Source organism: Streptomyces sp. Y1 (assembly GCF_041053115.1).
GTDB classification, from domain to species: domain Bacteria; phylum Actinomycetota; class Actinomycetes; order Streptomycetales; family Streptomycetaceae; genus Kitasatospora; species Kitasatospora rubellomurina.
In genome coordinates, this window is the sequence record NZ_CP163445.1 from 5,514,988 (window position 1) to 5,531,500 (window position 16,513).

Genomic DNA, 16,513 nt, shown 5'->3' on the forward strand with positions numbered 1-16,513 from the left:
GGACGGCCGTTCGGGCGCCGCAACGGGTTTTTCACCAGCGGCTGATCGGGGGCGGCGCGGCCAGCCGGCCGACCAGGTCGGCGAGGCGGCCGAGCGCGGAGCGTCGGGTCGGCCGCTGCCCGGCGGCGGCGCTGACGAGGTGTTGGGCCAGGTCGAAGGGTTCCTCGGCGGCGGTGCCGACGACCAGCCGCTCGTGGGCCAGCCCGGCGAGGTCGCCGGACGGGGCCTGTGCGGCGCCGTCCAGGGCGAGGACGGTCGCGCCGTGCCGCCGGGCGTCCCGCACCCGCTCCAGCAGCGGCCCGCCGGCCGCCTCCGGGGCCACCACCAGGACGGTGGCGCCGCGCCCGGCCTCGGCGAGCCGGCGCAGGCCGTGCCCCAGGTGGGCCGGGGCGCCGGCGGGCGGGCGGTGCCGCAGCAGGGTGGGCGCCAGCCGGGGGACGGCCGACCAGGCGGCCTCGTCCTCCAGGTGGGCGGCCAGGTGCCAGGGTTCGTACGCCTCGGTGCCGACCAGCAGCAGGTCGCCCGCCCCGCGCCGCTCCACCGAGCGGCGCAGCGATCCGGCGAAGCCGCCGACCGCCTCCAGCCAGCCGGTTCCTGTCAGTTGCTCCCGGATTGCCGCCACCCGCACCGCGTCCATGCGGGTCAGGATGTCGCGTCCGGCCGGGGGTTTGGCAGGATCGGCCCATGACTTCCCTCGATTCAGCGACAGAGCCGGCCTCGAAGCCCGCGCCGAAGCCGGCCCGTGAACTGCCGGACGTCTCGCAGCTGGTGGTCGGCGTCCTGGGCGGCACCGGCGACCAGGGGCGGGGCCTCGCCCTGCGGCTGGCCCGGGCCGGCCAGCAGGTGATCATCGGCTCCCGCGACGCCGCCCGGGCCGAGGCCGCGGCGGCCGGGCTAGGCGACGGCCTCGGCGTGCGCGGCGCCGACAACGCCACCGTCGCCAGGGAGAGCGACGTGGTGATCGTCGCGGTGCCCTGGGACGGGCACGCCGCCACCCTGAGCGCGCTGCGCGAGGAGCTGGCGGGCAAGATCGTCGTCGACTGCGTCAACCCGCTCGGCTTCGACAAGCAGGGCGCGTACGCGCTCAAGCCGGAGGAGGGCAGTGCCGCCCAGCAGGCCGCCGCGCTGCTGCCGGACTCCCGGGTCACCGCCGCGTTCCACCACCTCTCGGCGGTGCTGCTGCAGGACGAGTCGGTGGAGCGGATCGACACCGACGTGATGGTGCTGGGCGAGGAGCGGGCCGCCACCGATGTCGTGCAGGCGCTGGCCGAGCGGATCCCCGGCATGCGCGGCGTGTTCGCGGGCCGGCTGCGCAACGCGCACCAGGTGGAGGCGCTGGTGGCCAACCTGATCTCGGTCAACCGCCGCTACAAGGCCCACGCGGGCCTGCGGATCACGGACGTCTGAGATTCGGCGAGCCCGTCGTCGTGTCGGCCTCACCCCTGGGCCCGTCCCGGAGGTGAGGTCGGCGACAATGGGTTCCGGCCGCGACCGGCCGGCCGTACCCCCGCCCCAGGAGCCCCCGCCATGCCCCGCACGTCCCTCTTCGCCCTGATCGTCGTCGTCCTTGCGCTGGCGGCCACCGTGATCTCGGCGGTGGTGCAGTTCTGGTGGGGCCTGGGCCTGTGGCCGCTGATGGCCGGCGTGGCGAGCAACGTGATCTGGATGGACCGCCGCCGGGCCAGGATCCTCCAGGCCGTGGCCGAGCGGGGCTGAGCCCCGCCCGGGCCGGCCGGCGCCCGCCCGGCTGCTACTGGACCCAGAAGCGGAACAGGTGGTAGCCGAGGTCGCCGAGGTACCCGGGCACCCCGAACAGGTCCATCGTGCCGCGCACCGCGTCGAAGAACACCTGGTTGACCTGCGGCTGCCACAGCAGCACGAACACCGCGAGCATGCCGTACGGTGCGAACGGCTCGATCGCCCGCCGCGTCCGGTACGACAGCCAGGGCTCGACGATCCCGTAGCCGTCCAGGCCGGGGACCGGCAGGAAGTTCAGCAGGGCGGCGCTGATCTGCAGCATGCCGAGGAACGACATCGCCGAGACGAGCCCCAGGCCCTCCACCCAGCCCGCGCCGACCGGGATCAGCAGCACCGCCGCGCACGCCACGTTCACCAGCGGGCCGGCCGCCGACACCAGGCTGTGCTTGAGCCGGCCGTGGATGCGGCTGCGCTCGATCCACACCGCGCCGCCCGGCAGGCCGATGCCGTTCAGGATGATGAAGACGAGCGGCAGCACGAAGCTGAACAGCACGTTGGCGTACTTCAGCGGGTTGAGCGTGAGGTAGCCCTTGGCGCCGACCGTGATGTCGCCGCCGTGCAGCGCGGTGCGCGCGTGCGCGTACTCGTGCAGGCAGAGCGAGACCATCCAGCCGGACACCACGAACAGGAAGACCCCGAACCGCATGTTGCCGTAGTCGGCCTGCAGGGCCCAGGCGGACGTGCCGAGGACGGCGAGGAGCACCCAGAACACCGGGCTGATCCTGCGGTCCTCGCTGCGGGAGCGCTGCATGGCGGCGAAGGTCATGGTGTGGGTGCTCCGAGGGGCCGGGGGAGGGGGGACGGGCGGGCTCGGGTCCGATGATGCCGGGCGGGCCGGTGGCCCGACAAGCCGCGCCGGGTGAACGTCCCGGGCCCCGCCGGGGTTCCGGCGCGGCCTGCCGGGGCGGGCCGCCGCTGAGATCGTCCTGCCCGCCCTTCGTACTGGCGCTCGCCCGCCGATCGACCAGAATGGTCCGGTGCACTACGGGATCCTCGGGACGACCACCGCTCACCGCGACGACGGCACGCCGGTGCCGCTGGGCGGTGCCCGGCTGCGGGCCCTGCTCACCGCGCTCGCCCTGCGCCAGGGCCGGCCCGTCCCGGCCGACCTGCTGGCGGACGAGGTGTGGAACGACGAACCGCCCCAGGACTCCTCGGCCGCCCTGCAGACCCTGGTCGGCCGGCTGCGCCGCACCATCGGCCGGGACGAGATCGGCTCCGGCCCGGCCGGGTACTGGCTGACCGCCCCCGCCACCGACCTCGCCGACTTCCAGCGCCTGAGCGGCGAAGGCCGCCGCGCCCTCGACGCCGACGACCACGCGCTCGCCGCCGAGCGGCTGCACGCCGCCCTCGCCCTGTGGCGCGGCCCCGCCCTCGCCGACCTGCCCGACCGCAGCGGCCCGGCCGCCCGGCTGGAGGCCCAGCGCGAGGAGGCCCGCCGGCACCGGATCACCGCCGACCTCGGCCTCGGCCGGGCCGCCGAGCTGGTCGCCGAACTCGCCGAACTGTGCGAACGGCAGCCGCTGGACGAGCCCCTGCAGGCCCTGATGGTCCGCTCGCTGCACCTCAGCGGCCGCACCGCCGAGGCGCTGCGCCACTACGAACGCACCCGGCGCGCCCTCGCCGAGCAGCTGGGCGTCGACCCGGGACGCCAACTCCAGGCCCTGTATGCGGAGTTGCTGTCCGCCACGACGGCTCCGGCGCCGTCGCCCCGCCCGGCGCCCGCGGCCCCCGCGCCGCAACCCCCGCGCCCGGTCGGCAACCTGCGCGGACGGCTGACCAGCTTCGTCGGCCGCGACACCGACCTCGCCGCCCTGCGCGACCTGCTGACGGACCGTCGGCTCGTCACCCTGACCGGCCCCGGCGGCTCCGGCAAGACCAGCCTGTCCGTCGAGGCCGGCCGCGCCCAGCAGTCCACGGCCGCCTGGCCGGGCGGCGTGTGGATCGCCGAACTCGCCCCGCTGGAGAGCCCGGAGGCCGTCCCCGCCGCCGTGGTCTCGGCGCTCGGGCTGCGCGAACTGGTGCTGCACACCGGCGGCAGCATGGTCGCCGAGGTGATCGACAAGCGTGTCGAGGACCCGGTGCGCCGCCTCGTCGAGCACTGCGGCCACCGCCGGATGCTGCTCGTCCTGGACAACTGTGAGCACCTGATCCAGGCCGCCGCCGACCTCGTCGACGTGCTGCTCGCCGAATGCCCCGGGCTGACCGTGCTCGCCACCAGCCGCGAACCGCTCGGCGTGCCCGGCGAGACGGTGCTGCCGGTCGAGCCGCTGCCCGACCCGGTCGCCCTGCGGCTGCTCGCCGAGCGCGCCGCCGCCGCCCGTCCCGGCTTCGACCCGGCGAGCGACCCGCAGGCCTGCGCCGAGATCTGCCGCCGCCTGGACGGCCTGCCGCTCGCCATCGAACTGGCCGCCGCCCGGCTGCGGGTGATGACCGCCCGACAGATCGCCGACCGCCTGGACGGCCGCTTCGCGCTGCTCACCGCCGGCAGCCGCACCCTGCTGCCGCGCCAGCAGACCCTGCGCGCGGTGGTCGACTGGAGCTGGGAGCTGCTGGGCGACCAGGAGCGGGCCGTGCTGCGCCGGCTCTCGGTGTTCACCGGCGGCTGGCGGCTGGAGGACGCCGAGGCGGTCTGCGCGGACGAGAGCGCAGGGGACGGCAGCGCAGGGGACGGCAGCGCGGCGGACGGCGGTGCCGAGGGCGTCGGCGCCGGGGTCGCCCGCGAGCAGGTCGCCGACCTGCTGCTCTCGCTCGTCGACAAGTCCCTGCTGGTGGCCGACCTGGACGCCGTCGCCCTGCCGCGCTACCGGATGCTGGAGACCATCCACGAGTACGCGACCGAGCGGCTGGCCGAGTCCGCCGTCGAGCGCGCCGCCGCCGAGGCCCGCCACCTGGCGCACTTCCGGGCCGTCGTCACCGCCGCCGCCACGGGCTTCCACGGCCCGCGGCAACTGCACTGGATCACCGTGATGGACCGCGAGCAGGACAACGTCCGGGCCGCGCTGCGCCGCGCGGTCGACCTCGCGGACGAGCAGCAGGCGCTGACCCTCGTCCTCGGCATGGCCTGGTACTGGTCGCTGCGCGGCTACAGCCAGGAGGCCGCCGGCTGGTACCGGGCGGTCGCCGCCCTCGGCCCGGACCCGTTCGCCCCGGGCACCCCGCCGCCTGCGCCGCTGGAGCGCGCCGTCCTCGCGTACGGCCTGCCGATGCCCGAGGGGGTGGTCGAGGAGGCCCGCCGGCTGCTGGTGATGTACCGGCTGCTCGGCCTGTTCGAGGGCAACCTGGAGGTGCTCGGCGACCCGGAGGCGGCCGCCATCGCGAACCACCTGCTCGACGTCTACGGCCCGGACCTGCCGCAGTCCTACCGGTTCCCCGCGCTGATGCGGGTGTTCGGGGCCTTCCTGGCCGGCCGTCTGGAGCTGATGAAGGACCTGCTGGACGACGCCGTGCGCGGCTGCGAGGTCCACGGCGACCCGCACGACCTGGCGTTCATCCTGCAGGTGCGGGCCAAGGCGTTGAACGACTGGCCGGGCGGGCAGGAGCAGAGCATCCGGGACGTCGAGCGCTCGCTGGAGATCTACGAGCGGGAGGGCAACCTCTGGGGGCTGTCCCAGGCGCTCTCGGCCCAGGGCGAGGCGCTGGCCAACCGGGGCGACAACGAGGGCGCGGGCCGGGCGTACCGGCGGGCGATCGAGCTGGCCGAGCGGCTGGGGGCGCCGCAGGAGGTGCCGATCCTGCGGGTGAACCTGGCCGGCACGCTGCTGGAGCGGGACATGGCGGCCGGCGAGCGGATGATCCGGGAGACGCTGGCCGGCTTCGACGACCCGCCCACCGACCAGTCCACCACCGGGGCCGTCCTGCTCGGCCGCCTGACGCTCAGCGGCATCCACGCCCAACGCGGCGAGTTCGACCGGGCGTTGGCCGAGCTCGACGCGCTGGACGGCACCCGGGTCGGCTGGTTCGCCCCGAGCGTGACGGCCGGTCTGCTGGGCATCTCCCGGGGCTGGATCATCGCCCGGTCCGGCGATCCGGACGCCGGGTTCGCGATGATCGGCGAGGGCTGGCGGATGCTGAGCTCGATGCAGACCGTCTCCGGCTTCGCCGAGCAGATGACGGTCATGGTGGTGCCGGCCGTGGTCGGGGCCCTGGTCGGACTGGCCCAGCGCGACCAGGACCTGGACCGGGCCCGGCTGGCGGCGCGGCTGGTCGGCTCGCACGGCAAGCTGAACGGCCCCAAGGGCGGCTACCTGGAGCAGACGGACCGGGAGCGCTCGGTCGCCGCGCTGCGCGAGCTGCTGGGTGCGGAGGCGTACCAGGCGGCCTGGGCGGAGGGCGCGGGGATGACGCAGCGGCAGACCCAGGAGCTGCTGGGCGAGGTGCTCGGCTGACGGACCCGGACAGCGGGGGAGGGCCGGCCGGCGACCGTCCCCAGGCCGCCGTCCGGCCCTCCCCCTCCTCGCGCGGGCGGCCTGTCCCGGGCCGCCCGCCGTCCTGTCCGCCCGCCGTCCTGCCCGCCGGCCGTCACCCCCGTCGACGGCCGGCCGGCTCGGCGGGGGTCACACCCGCTTGCGGAAGCGGGCCACCGCGAGCGGGGCGAAGATCGCGGTCGCGGCGGCGGACCAGATCAGCACGATCATCACCGGGTGGGCCACCGGGCCCTCGCCGTTGAGCAGCGAGCGGGAGGCGTCGGCCAGCTGGGACAGCGGGTTGACCTTGGTGAAGGCCTGCAGCCAGCCGGGCATGGTGTCGGTCGGCGCGAAGATCGAGCTGCCGAACTGCATCGGCATCAGGACCAGCATGGAGACGCCCTGCACCGCCTGGGCGCTCTTCAGCGACATGCCCAGCAGCATCGAGATCCAGACGATCGACATGCCGAACACCAGCGACAGGCCGACCGCGGCCAGCAGCTCCGGAACGCCGGTCTTCAGCTCGAAGCCGAGCAGGAAGGCGAAGGTCAGCAGGATCGCGGAGGAGAGCAGGGCCCGCAGGGTCTCCGCCGCGATCTTGGCGAGCAGGACGGAGGCCCGGCCGATCGGCAGGGTGCGGAAGCGGTCCATCACCCCGGTCTGGAAGTCGCTGTTCAGCCCGGTGCCGACGGCCAGGGCCAGCGTCATGCCGGTCTGCCCGAGCAGGCCGGGGATCATGAACTGCTTGTACTTGTCCTGGTCCCCGGCGAACATGGCGCCGCCGAAGACGTAGACGAACAGCACGGTGAAGACGATCGGCATCAGCACGGCGTCGAACATCGACTCCGGGTCTTCCTTGATCCGCATCAGGTTGCGCCTGGTCAGCGCGCCGATGTGGCGCAGGTTGGCCGACAGGCCGATCCGCGGGTCCTCCTCGCGGACGGGCGCGGGCGCGGGCGCGAGCGTGGCGGTGGTCATGCGACGGTCTCCTCGACGGGCTGGGCGGGCTGGTCGGCGGCGGTGGCGGGCTTGCCGGTGATGGCGAGGAAGACCTCGTCCAGGCTGGGCACCTTGGTGTCGATCCCGGCGATGGCGAAGCCGCGTCCGCCGAGCACCCCGATGACGGCGGTCAGCTGCGCCTCGCCGGCGATCGGCACCGCGAGCAGGCCGGTGTCGGCCGAGTAGGTCGCGGTGGTGACGCCGTGCTCGTGCAGGCAGCGGGCCATCTCGGGCAGCTCGGCCGGGTGGGCCGGGCGGACCTGCAGGGTCTGGCCGCCGACCTTGGCCTTCAGCTCGGCGATGCCGCCGTTGGCGATGACCCGGCCGCGGTCGATGACGGTCAGCTCGTCGGCGAGCTGCTCCGCCTCCTCCATGTACTGGGTGGTGAGCAGCACGGTGCTGCCCTCGGCGACCATCCGCTGCACCTCGTCCCACACCTCGTTGCGGGTGCGCGGGTCCAGACCGGTGGTGGGCTCGTCCAGGTAGAGCACCCGGGGGCGGCCGATCATGCTGGCGGCCAGGTCGAGGCGGCGGCGCATGCCGCCGGAGTAGGTCTTGGCGGCGCGCTTGGCGGCCTCGGTGAGCGAGAAGCGCTCCAGCAGCTCGACGGCCCGGGCCTTGGCCTCGCGCCTGGGGAGGTCGAGCAGCCGGCCGATCAGGTAGAGGTTCTCGTAGCCGGAGAGCAGTTCGTCGACGGAGGCGTACTGGCCGGTCAGGCCGATGGTGCGGCGCAGCTGCTTGGGCTGGCGCACGACGTCGTAGCCGCCGACGAACGCGGTGCCGGCGTCCGGCTTGATCAGCGTGGAGAGGACGCGGACGAGGGTGGTCTTGCCGGCGCCGTTGGGGCCGAGCAGGGCGAGGACGGTGCCCTCGCGGACGGTGAGGTCGACCCCGTCGAGGGCCTTGGTGGTGCCGAAGTGCTTGACGATGCCCTGCACCTCGACGGCGTTGCCGGCAGTTCCCCGCGTGTTCGGGGCGGTGGCGATTCCTGTCATGCCCCCAAGGTGCCCGGCCCGGCTGTCAGCCCCCTGTCGCGGGAGCGGCGCCGCTGTCAGGCCGCTGTCACCGCCCGTCCGGGCATGACAGCGGCCCTGCTCCGACCGGTCGGAGCAGGGCCGCTGAAAGGCGCGTCAGTGGAAGCTGTGCTCCTCCGCCGGGAAGGCGCCGCCGCGGACGTCCTCGGCGAACTCCCGGGCCGCGTCGCCGAGCACGGCCCGCAGGTTCGCGTACTGCTTGACGAACTTGGGCACCCGGCCCGCCGTCATGCCGGCCATGTCCGTCCAGACCAGCACCTGGGCGTCGGTGTCCGGCCCGCCGCCGATGCCCACGGTCGGGATCGCCAGCTGCTCGGTCACCTGGGCGGCCAGCTCGGCCGGGACGGCCTCCAGCACCACGGCGAAGGCGCCGGCCTGCTGCACGGCCTTGGCGTCGCGCAGCAGCTGGTGCGCGGCCTCGTCGCCGCGGCCCTGCACGGGGTAGCCGCCGAAGGCGTGCACGGACTGCGGGGTGAGGCCGATGTGGGCCATCACCGGGATGCCGGCCTCGACCAGCAGCTCGATCGAGCGAGCGCTGCGCTCGCCGCCCTCCAGCTTCACCGCGCCGACGCCGGCGTCCTTCATCAGCCGGGCCGCGTTGTGCATGGCCTGCGCCGGGGACTCCTGGTAGGAGCCGAACGGCAGGTCGGCGACGATCATCGAGCGCCTGGTGCCCCGGACGACGGCGGCGGAGAGCATCACCATCTGATCCATGGTCACCGGCACGGTGGTCTCGTAGCCGAGGTGGCAGTTGCCGGCGGAGTCGCCGACCAGCAGGACGGGGATCCCGGCCTCGTCGAACACCCCGGCGGTGAGGGCGTCGTAGGCGGTCAGCATCGCCCACTTCTCGCCGCGCTGCTTGGCGGCGGCGAGGTCGCGGACGGTGACGCGGCGGTTGGTGACCCCACCGTAGAGGGTGGCGGTCGACGCCTGGTTCTGGGCAGGCGAAGGCGAAGAAGCGTTCATCGAACGGGCTCCTGAAGGGTTGTCGTCTCGAGGCGCCGTGCGGCGTCCCCGGATCACCTCCATGCTTGCACGCCCCGGCGTGCGCGCAAAGAGGGGTGTACGCGGGCGGGTGCGATCCGCGCCACACCGGGCGGTCACTCCCGGTTTTGCCGGCGTTTTGCGAAACGGATTCGTCTCGTATCGAAATGGGCGGTACCCTGGCGGCGGGGGGATACGAGACGCCTGCGACTCGGAAACCGTGACTCGGAAGCCGCGGCTCGGAAACTGTCCCGCCAGTGCAACGCCAACACGGACGGGGAAGACCATGACCACCGCAGCCGCGCCGCCTCGCGTGCCGGAAGCCATCCACCGCCGGCGCTGGGCGATCCTGGGCAGCCTGCTGCTCGCCCTGCTCGTCATCGTGCTCGACAACTCGATCCTCAACGTCGCGATGAAGACCATCGCGACCCCGGCCCCGGTCGGCCTGGGCGCCACCCAGAGCGACCTGGAATGGGCGATCAACTCGTACACCCTGGTGTTCGCCGGGCTGCTCTTCACCTCCGGCCTGCTCGGCGACCGGTTCGGCCGCAAGCGCGCGCTGCTGGCCGGCATGGCGGTCTTCGGCGTCGCCTCGCTGCTCTCCGCGCTCGCCTCCTCGCCCGGTGAGCTGGTCGGCTACCGCGCCCTGATGGGCGTCGGCGGCGCGCTCGCGATGCCCGCCACGCTGGCCATCATCATGAACGTCTTCGAGCGCTCCGAGCAGCCCAAGGCGATCGGCATCTGGGCCGGCGCGGTCGGCTTGGCCATCGCCATCGGCCCGATCACCGGCGGCCTGCTGATCGAGCACTTCTGGTGGGGCTCGGTCTTCCTGGTCAACGTCCCGGTCGTGATCATCGCGCTGATCGCGATGGTGGTCCTCGTCCCCGAGTCCAAGGACCCGAACCCGGGCCGGATGGACCCGGTCGGCGTGCTGCTGTCGATCATCGGCCTGGTCGCGCTGATCTACGGCATCATCAAGGGCGGCGAGCTGGCCGACTTCACCGCCGCCGAGGCCTGGGTGCCCACCCTGGTCGGCGTGGTCGCCCTGGTCGCCTTCGTCTGGTTCGAGCGCCGCACGCCCTTCCCGGCGCTGGACGTCACCTGGTTCCGCAACAAGGTGTTCAGCGCCTCCGTGGCGGTCGTCGGCGTGATCTTCTTCGCCCTGATGGGCGTCTCCTTCTTCGGCGTCTTCTACATCCAGAGCGTGCGCGGCTACAGCGCGCTGCAGGCCGGCCTGCTGATGCTGCCGCTGGCCGCCGCCCAGCTGCTGTTCGCGCCGCGCGCCCGGCTGGTGGTCGAGCGCTTCGGCGTCGCCGCCACCGCCGCCGGCGGCATGGCGCTGGTCGCCCTCGGCTTCGTCGGCTACGTCGTGATCACCGCGAGCAGCCCGATCTGGGTGCTGATCGTGATCGGCCTGGTGATGGGTGCCGGCATGGCGCACGTCATGCCGCCGGTCACCGTCGCCATCATGGGCTCGCTGCCGCGCGAGAAGGCCGGGGCGGGCTCAGCCGTCAACAACACCTTCCGGCAGGTCGGCGGCTCGCTCGGGGTCGCCGTGCTCGGCGCGGTGCTCTCCACCGTCTACCGCGACGGCATGTCCGACACGCTCCAGCACCTGCCCGCCGAGTACCGCGACAAGGCGGGCGAGTCGCTGGAGGCCACCCTGGCCGTCGCCGGGCGGATGGGCCCCAAGGGCGAGGCCCTGATCGGCCCCGCCAACGACTCCTTCATCCACGCCATGCACGTCGTCGCCGGGCTCTCCGTGGGCGTCTCGGTGCTCGGCGTGCTGGTCGCCTGGTTCCTGCTGCCGGGCCGCACCCCCGCCCCCGGCGCCCCGGCCGGCGCCGCCGAGCAGACCGACCGGCCCCGCGAGACCGCGGCCGCCGACGCCTGACGGGCAATCGGTTCGAAACACCACTGAGCGACAATGGCCCTGTCGGCCGGGTGCAGCCCGGTCGGCAGGGCCTCGGTCCGCGCCGGGCCCCACCCGGCCGCGGCCGCACGGCACAGACGGCAGCGGCGCCCGCGCGCCGGACAGCGAGGGAGACCAACGCGGTGAAGACGGAGACCCCGGCCGCCGGAGCAGACGACCCGACCGCCGCGAGCGGGCAGCCCTGCCCGGCCGCGCGCCGCGGCCGACCGCGCAGCGAGGCCGCCGAGCAGGCCATCTTCACCGCGGTCGAGGACCTGATGGCGGCCGGCACCACCATGTCCGAGCTGACCATCGAGGGCATCGCCACCGCCGCCGGCGTCGGCAAGGCCACCATCTACCGGCGCTGGCCCAACAAGGAGGCCCTGCTGGTCGACGTCGTCGGCCGACTGGAACTCCAGATCCCCGAGCCGACCGGCGGCACCGCCCGCGACGACCTGATCAACATCGTCGACTACACCCGCCGCCGCGGCCTCGCCAAGCGCAGCGCCTGGATCCTCAAGGCCGCCTTCGGCCAGATGCAGAGCCTGCCCGGGCTGCACCTCGCCTACCGCGAGCGGGTGATCAAGCCCCGGCGCGAGGCGGCCCTGCGGGTCATCCGCAGAGCCGTCGACGAGGGCGTGCTGCGCGCCGACCTCGACGTCGCCCTGCTCGGCGACCTGCTGATGGGCCCGATCGTCTACCGCAGCATGCTCTGGGACGACTCCGACCTGGAGGACCCGGACCTGGCCCGCAAGATGATCGACTCGCTGCTCGAAGGCCTCGCCCCGTCGACCTCCCCCGCCTCGTAGCCGTTCCGGCCCACGTGGCCAAGCTCACGGAACGGGCCGCGCCGGAACCCGGGCGGCCGGGCCCCACGTCTGTCCCGGCATAGGCTGAGCCGGGTATCCGATCAAACCGGCACCGATCCGGCACTTCGCCCGCGGACCGACGCGGGCCGGGCCCGGACCGGCGGACGGCACGAGCGACGGGAGTCACGGATGACGCAGGCGGAACGGACCGAACGGCTCGGGGCCGACGAACAGGCCCCGGCCCAGGCGGCCCGTCCCGGCGGCTTCCTCGGGCTCCGGCAGTGGGGGCGCGACGGGCGGGGCAGCACCACGTGGCGGCGCGGCCTGGTGGTCGCCGCCCTGGCCGTGGCCGTCGGCGCGCTGCTGGCCTTCCACGCCGAGGTGCCCAACGGCGTCGGCAACCTCGGCAGCCTGCTGGAGACCTTCCTGCCCTGGCTGGGCCTGGCCGTCCCGGCGCTGCTGGTGCCCGCGCTGCTGCGCCGCTCCGCCACCGCGCTGATCGCCCTGCTGCTGCCCGCCGCGCTGTGGGCCAACCTGTTCGGCGGCCTGGTCACCGACAAGAGCGGCGGGAAGGCGGACTGGACGGTGGTCAGCCACAACGTCGCCGCCGACAACACCGACGTGCCGGGCACCGTGCGCGGCCTGGTCGACTCCGGCGCGCAGATCGTCGCCCTGCAGGAGCTGGCCGGCCGGGCGCTGCACGCGTACGAGACCGGGCTCGCCGGGGCCTACCCGTACCACACGGTGCAGGGGACGGTCGGCCTCTGGTCGAAGTACCCGATCGGCGAGGTGTCCCCGGTGGACCTCAGGATGGGCTGGACCAGGGCCTTCCGGGCCCAGGTGACCACCCCGCAGGGCCCGCTCGCGGTGTACGTCGCGCACCTGCCGTCCGTCCGGCTGAAGGCCGAGGGCGGCTTCACCGTCCACCAGCGGGACGTCAGCGCGCAGGCGCTCGGCGACGCGATCCAGGCCGAGCCGCTGAAGAAGGTGCTGCTGCTCGGCGACCTCAACGGCACCATGAACGACCGCAGCCTGGCGCCCGTCACCTCGCAGATGCGCTCGGCCCAGGGCGCCGCCGGGGACGGCTTCGGCTTCAGCTGGCCGTCGTCGTTCCCGATGGCCCGGATCGACCAGATCATGAGCCGGGGCGGGCTCCAGCCGGTCGACTCCCGCACCCTGCCCCGGGACGGCAGCGACCACCTCCCGGTGGCCGCCGCCTTCCGGTACTGACCGTCCTAGCCGCGCCGCCAGCGGTTGGTGATCGGCAGGCGGCGGTCCCGGCCGAAGTTCTTCGCCGAGACCTTCGGGCCCGGCGGGTACTGGCGCCGCTTGTACTCGGCGGTGTCGACCAGGCGGACCACCCGGTCCACCACCGCCGGGTCGAAGCCGGCCGCGACGATCGCGTCCCGGCCCTCGTCGCCCTCGATGTAGCGGTCCAGCACGCTGTCCAGCAGGTCGTAGTCGGGCAGCGAGTCGGTGTCCACCTGGTCCGGCCGCAGCTCGGCGGACGGCGGCTTGCTGATGGTGTTCTCCGGGATCGGCGGCACCTCGCCGCGCCGCTCGGCCTCCTCGTTGCGCCAGCGGGCCAGCCGGAAGATCAGCGACTTGTAGACGTCCTTGATCGGGCCGTACGCGCCCACCGAGTCGCCGTACAGGGTCGAGTAGCCGACCGCCAGCTCGCTCTTGTTGCCGGGCGCGAGCACGAGGTGCCCCTCCTGGTTGGAGATCGCCATCAGCAGGGTGCCGCGCAGCCGGGACTGCAGGTTCTCCTCGGCCAGGCCGGTCAGTTCGGTGGCGGCCAGGTAGGCGTCGAACATCGGGGCGATCGAGACCGTGCGGAAGTGCAGCCCGGTGCGGCGGGCCAGCTCGGCCGCGTCGTCCCGGGAGTGCTGCGAGGAGTAGCGGCTGGGCATCGAGACGCAGTACACGTTCTCCGCGCCGATCGCGTCCACCGCGATCGAGGCCACCAGCGCCGAGTCGATGCCGCCGGACAGGCCGACCAGCACCGACCGCATGCCGTTCTTCTGCACGTACGCCCGGGTGCCGGCGACCAGCGCCGCCCAGATCTCGGCCTCGTCGGAGAGCCGCGGCGCCACCTCGGCGGTCAGCCTCTCGGCGGGCGCCGGCCGCGGCTCGTCGCCCAGCTCGGTACGGACCAGGTGCAGGCCGTCGCTCAGCAGCAGCCCGTCGGTGTGGTCGCTGCTCGCCTCCGGCAGGTCGAGGTCGAGGACCAGCAGGTGCTCCTCGAACTGCGGGGAGCGGGCGAGGACTTCGCCGTCCGCGTCGACCACGATCGAGTCGCCGTCGAAGACCAGCTCGTCCTGGCCGCCGACCATGTTGACGTACGCCAGGGTGCAGCCCGCCTCGGCCGCCCGGCGGCGGACCAGCTCCAGCCGCTGGTCGTCCTTGTTCCGCTCGTACGGCGAGCCGTTGACCACCAGCAGCAGCCCGGCCCCGGCCTCGCGGGCGGCGCTCACCCGGCCGCCGTCCTGCCAGATGTCCTCGCAGATCGCCAGCGCGACGTCCACCCCGCCGACCCGCAGCACCGGCAGCTGGTCGCCGGGGACGAACCAGCGGTACTCGTCGAACACGCCGTAGTTGGGCAGGTGGTGCTTGGCGAAGCGGGTCGCCACCTCACCGCCGTACAGCACCGCCGCGCAGTTCTGCGGCGACCCGGCCGGCCGCCCGAAGCGCGGCGAGGCGTGCTCGGAGCGCCCCAGGTAGCCGACCACCACCGGCACCCCGCCCAGCCCGTCGTCGGCCAGCCGGCCCGCCAGCTCGACCAGCGCCGCGCGGGACGCCTCGACGAAGGAACGGCGCAGCGCGAGGTCCTCGACCGGGTAGCCGGTCAGGGCCATCTCGGGGAACGCGACCAGCTGCGCACCGGCCTCCACGGCCTGCTTGGTCCAGCGCACCACCTCATCGCTGTTGCGCGCGATGTCACCGACCCAGGGGTCGATCTGGCTCAGGGCGAGACGGAGATTGGGCATGCCACGAGTGTAATCGTCTAACTGACGCGATGTCCCGCGCGGGGCTCGCCGCCGGGCTCCGCGCCCGGTCGGTGCCGGGGTCGACGGTGCCGTGCCGGGCGGGGATCGGCCATGATGGGGGCAGTCGCCCCACGACGTCCCTCCGCGGCCTCCGGGGCGTAACACGAGCGTAAAGAGCAGAGGTGAGACTGTCCCCATGGGCAAGCAGCAGCAGTTCGTGCTTCGGACGCTCGAGGAGCGTGACATCCGGTTCGTCCGGCTGTGGTTCACCGATGTGCTCGGCTACCTGAAGTCGGTGGCGGTGGCGCCGGCCGAGCTGGAGCAGGCCTTCGAGGAGGGCATCGGCTTCGACGGGTCGGCGATCGAGGGCTTCGCCCGGGTGTACGAGTCCGACATGATCGCCAAGCCGGACCCGACCACCTTCCAGATCCTGCCGTGGCGCTCGGAGACTCCGGGGACGGCGCGGATGTTCTGCGACATCCTGATGCCGGACGGCTCGCCCTCCTACGCGGACCCGCGGTTCGTGCTCAAGCGCACCCTGGAGAAGGCCTCCGACCAGGGCTTCACCTTCTACACCCACCCGGAGATCGAGTTCTTCCTGCTGAAGAACCTGCCCGGCGACGGCACCCCGCCGATCCCCGCCGACCAGTCCGGCTACTTCGACCACACCCCGCGCGGGGTGGGCCACGACTTCCGCCGCCAGGCGATCACCATGCTGGAGTCGATGGGCATCTCGGTGGAGTTCTCGCACCACGAGGGCGCGCCCGGTCAGCAGGAGATCGACCTGCGCTACGCGGACGCGCTGTCCACCGCGGACAACATCATGACGTTCCGTCTGGTCATGAAGGAGGTCGCGCTGGAGCAGGGCGTGCACGCGAGCTTCATGCCCAAGCCGTTCTCCGAGCACCCCGGTAGCGGCATGCACACCCACGTCTCGCTGTTCGAGGGCGACCGCAACGCCTTCCACGAGTCCGGCGCCGAGTACCAGCTCTCCAAGGTCGGCAGATCCTTCATCGCCGGCCTGCTGAAGCACGCCGCCGAGACGGCCGCCGTCACCAACCAGTGGGTGAACTCGTACAAGCGCATCTGGGGCGGCTCGCAGCGCACCGCCGGCGCGGGCGGCGAGGCGCCGTCGTACATCTGCTGGGGCCACAACAACCGCTCGGCGCTCATCCGGGTGCCGATGTACAAGCCGGGCAAGCAGGGCTCCACCCGGATCGAGGTCCGCTCGCTGGACACCGGCTGCAACCCGTACCTCGCCTACGCCGTCACCCTCGCGGCCGGCCTGAAGGGCATCGAGGAGGGCTACGAGCTCCCGCCGGGCGCCGACGACGACGTGTGGGCGCTGACCGACTCCGAGCGCCGCGCCCTCGGCATCCAGCCGATGCCGCAGAACCTGGGCGAGGCGATCGACCTGATGCAGCGCAGCGAGCTGGTCGCCGAGACCCTGGGCGAGCACGTGTTCGACTTCTTCCTGCGGAACAAGCGTCAGGAGTGGGAGGAGTACCGCTCCGAGGTGACGCCGTTCGAGCTGCGGAAGAACCTGCAGGTGCTGTAGGCGCAAACCGTTCGGGGCCCGTCGTCATTCGAGAGGGTGACGGCGGACCCCCCTCGCGGGTGG

Annotated in this window: 13 protein-coding genes; 7 read left to right on the forward strand and 6 right to left on the reverse strand. The window is 73.5% G+C overall.

Features of this window, described 5'->3' with window-relative positions:
* Nucleotides 1–31: 31 nt before the first annotated feature.
* A complete protein-coding gene (locus AB2U05_RS23935; protein ID WP_369184223.1) occupies nt 32–637 on the reverse strand; it encodes a hypothetical protein in 606 nt (201 codons plus the stop codon).
* Nucleotides 638–684: 47 nt separating this feature from the next.
* On the opposite strand from AB2U05_RS23935, the gene npdG reads away from it, so the two are divergent.
* Both npdG and AB2U05_RS23945 read left to right on the forward strand, forming a co-directional pair.
* Complete coding sequence (gene npdG, locus AB2U05_RS23940) at nt 685–1,407, forward strand: NADPH-dependent F420 reductase (protein ID WP_045699325.1); 723 nt, start codon at nt 685–687, stop codon at nt 1,405–1,407.
* Nucleotides 1,408–1,527: 120 nt separating this feature from the next.
* Nucleotides 1,528–1,716, forward strand: coding sequence for a hypothetical protein (locus tag AB2U05_RS23945; RefSeq protein WP_045699328.1), 189 nt, complete (start codon nt 1,528–1,530; stop codon nt 1,714–1,716).
* Between the two features lie 34 nt (nt 1,717–1,750).
* Here the strand turns inward: AB2U05_RS23945 and AB2U05_RS23950 are convergent, their stop codons facing one another.
* A complete protein-coding gene (locus tag AB2U05_RS23950; RefSeq protein WP_045708572.1) occupies nt 1,751–2,524 on the reverse strand; it encodes a site-2 protease family protein in 774 nt (257 codons plus the stop codon).
* Between the two features lie 211 nt (nt 2,525–2,735).
* Between AB2U05_RS23950 and AB2U05_RS23955 the strand changes: the two genes are divergently transcribed.
* Nucleotides 2,736–6,146, forward strand: coding sequence for a BTAD domain-containing putative transcriptional regulator (locus tag AB2U05_RS23955; protein WP_369184224.1), 3,411 nt, complete (start codon nt 2,736–2,738; stop codon nt 6,144–6,146).
* Between the two features lie 168 nt (nt 6,147–6,314).
* Here the strand turns inward: AB2U05_RS23955 and AB2U05_RS23960 are convergent, their stop codons facing one another.
* From AB2U05_RS23960 to panB, 3 genes are all read right to left on the reverse strand, one after another.
* A complete protein-coding gene (locus AB2U05_RS23960) occupies nt 6,315–7,142 on the reverse strand; it encodes an ABC transporter permease (protein ID WP_045699335.1) in 828 nt (275 codons plus the stop codon).
* A complete protein-coding gene (locus AB2U05_RS23965; protein WP_045699337.1) occupies nt 7,139–8,158 on the reverse strand; it encodes a daunorubicin resistance protein DrrA family ABC transporter ATP-binding protein in 1,020 nt (339 codons plus the stop codon). Before AB2U05_RS23965 ends, AB2U05_RS23960 begins: the two co-directional genes overlap by 4 nt.
* Before the next feature lie 135 nt (nt 8,159–8,293).
* Nucleotides 8,294–9,163: a 3-methyl-2-oxobutanoate hydroxymethyltransferase gene (gene panB / locus AB2U05_RS23970; protein ID WP_045699340.1), complete on the reverse strand. Its 870-nt coding sequence runs from the start codon at nt 9,161–9,163 to the stop codon at nt 8,294–8,296.
* 304 nt (nt 9,164–9,467) lie between these two features.
* On the opposite strand from panB, the gene AB2U05_RS23975 reads away from it, so the two are divergent.
* From AB2U05_RS23975 to AB2U05_RS23985, 3 genes are all read left to right on the forward strand, one after another.
* Nucleotides 9,468–11,075, forward strand: coding sequence for an MFS transporter (locus tag AB2U05_RS23975; protein WP_045699342.1), 1,608 nt, complete (start codon nt 9,468–9,470; stop codon nt 11,073–11,075).
* Between the two features lie 161 nt (nt 11,076–11,236).
* Nucleotides 11,237–11,902: a TetR/AcrR family transcriptional regulator gene (locus tag AB2U05_RS23980; protein WP_045699344.1), complete on the forward strand. Its 666-nt coding sequence runs from the start codon at nt 11,237–11,239 to the stop codon at nt 11,900–11,902.
* Nucleotides 11,903–12,091: 189 nt separating this feature from the next.
* Nucleotides 12,092–13,132, forward strand: coding sequence for an endonuclease/exonuclease/phosphatase family protein (locus AB2U05_RS23985; protein ID WP_045699346.1), 1,041 nt, complete (start codon nt 12,092–12,094; stop codon nt 13,130–13,132).
* A gap of 5 nt (nt 13,133–13,137) precedes the next feature.
* Here the strand turns inward: AB2U05_RS23985 and AB2U05_RS23990 are convergent, their stop codons facing one another.
* Complete coding sequence (locus AB2U05_RS23990) at nt 13,138–14,892, reverse strand: NAD+ synthase (RefSeq protein ID WP_045699348.1); 1,755 nt, start codon at nt 14,890–14,892, stop codon at nt 13,138–13,140.
* A gap of 196 nt (nt 14,893–15,088) precedes the next feature.
* Between AB2U05_RS23990 and glnA the strand changes: the two genes are divergently transcribed.
* Nucleotides 15,089–16,450, forward strand: coding sequence for a type I glutamate--ammonia ligase (glnA, locus tag AB2U05_RS23995; protein ID WP_045699350.1), 1,362 nt, complete (start codon nt 15,089–15,091; stop codon nt 16,448–16,450).
* Nucleotides 16,451–16,513: the final 63 nt, after the last annotated feature.

Excerpts from the sequence above, each read along its gene's own strand:
- AB2U05_RS23935 (WP_369184223.1), bottom strand. The coding sequence starts at position 637 with ATGGACGCGGTGCGGGTGGCGGCAATCCGGGAGCAACTGACAGGAACC.
- npdG (WP_045699325.1), top strand. The coding sequence starts at position 685 with ATGACTTCCCTCGATTCAGCGACAGAGCCGGCCTCGAAGCCCGCGCCG.
- AB2U05_RS23945 (WP_045699328.1), top strand. The coding sequence starts at position 1,528 with ATGCCCCGCACGTCCCTCTTCGCCCTGATCGTCGTCGTCCTTGCGCTG.
- AB2U05_RS23950 (WP_045708572.1), bottom strand. The coding sequence starts at position 2,524 with ATGACCTTCGCCGCCATGCAGCGCTCCCGCAGCGAGGACCGCAGGATC.
- AB2U05_RS23960 (WP_045699335.1), bottom strand. The coding sequence starts at position 7,142 with ATGACCACCGCCACGCTCGCGCCCGCGCCCGCGCCCGTCCGCGAGGAG.
- AB2U05_RS23965 (WP_045699337.1), bottom strand. The coding sequence starts at position 8,158 with ATGACAGGAATCGCCACCGCCCCGAACACGCGGGGAACTGCCGGCAAC.
- panB (WP_045699340.1), bottom strand. The coding sequence starts at position 9,163 with ATGAACGCTTCTTCGCCTTCGCCTGCCCAGAACCAGGCGTCGACCGCC.
- AB2U05_RS23975 (WP_045699342.1), top strand. The coding sequence starts at position 9,468 with ATGACCACCGCAGCCGCGCCGCCTCGCGTGCCGGAAGCCATCCACCGC.
- AB2U05_RS23985 (WP_045699346.1), top strand. The coding sequence starts at position 12,092 with ATGACGCAGGCGGAACGGACCGAACGGCTCGGGGCCGACGAACAGGCC.
- AB2U05_RS23990 (WP_045699348.1), bottom strand. The coding sequence starts at position 14,892 with ATGCCCAATCTCCGTCTCGCCCTGAGCCAGATCGACCCCTGGGTCGGT.
- glnA (WP_045699350.1), top strand. The coding sequence starts at position 15,089 with ATGGGCAAGCAGCAGCAGTTCGTGCTTCGGACGCTCGAGGAGCGTGAC.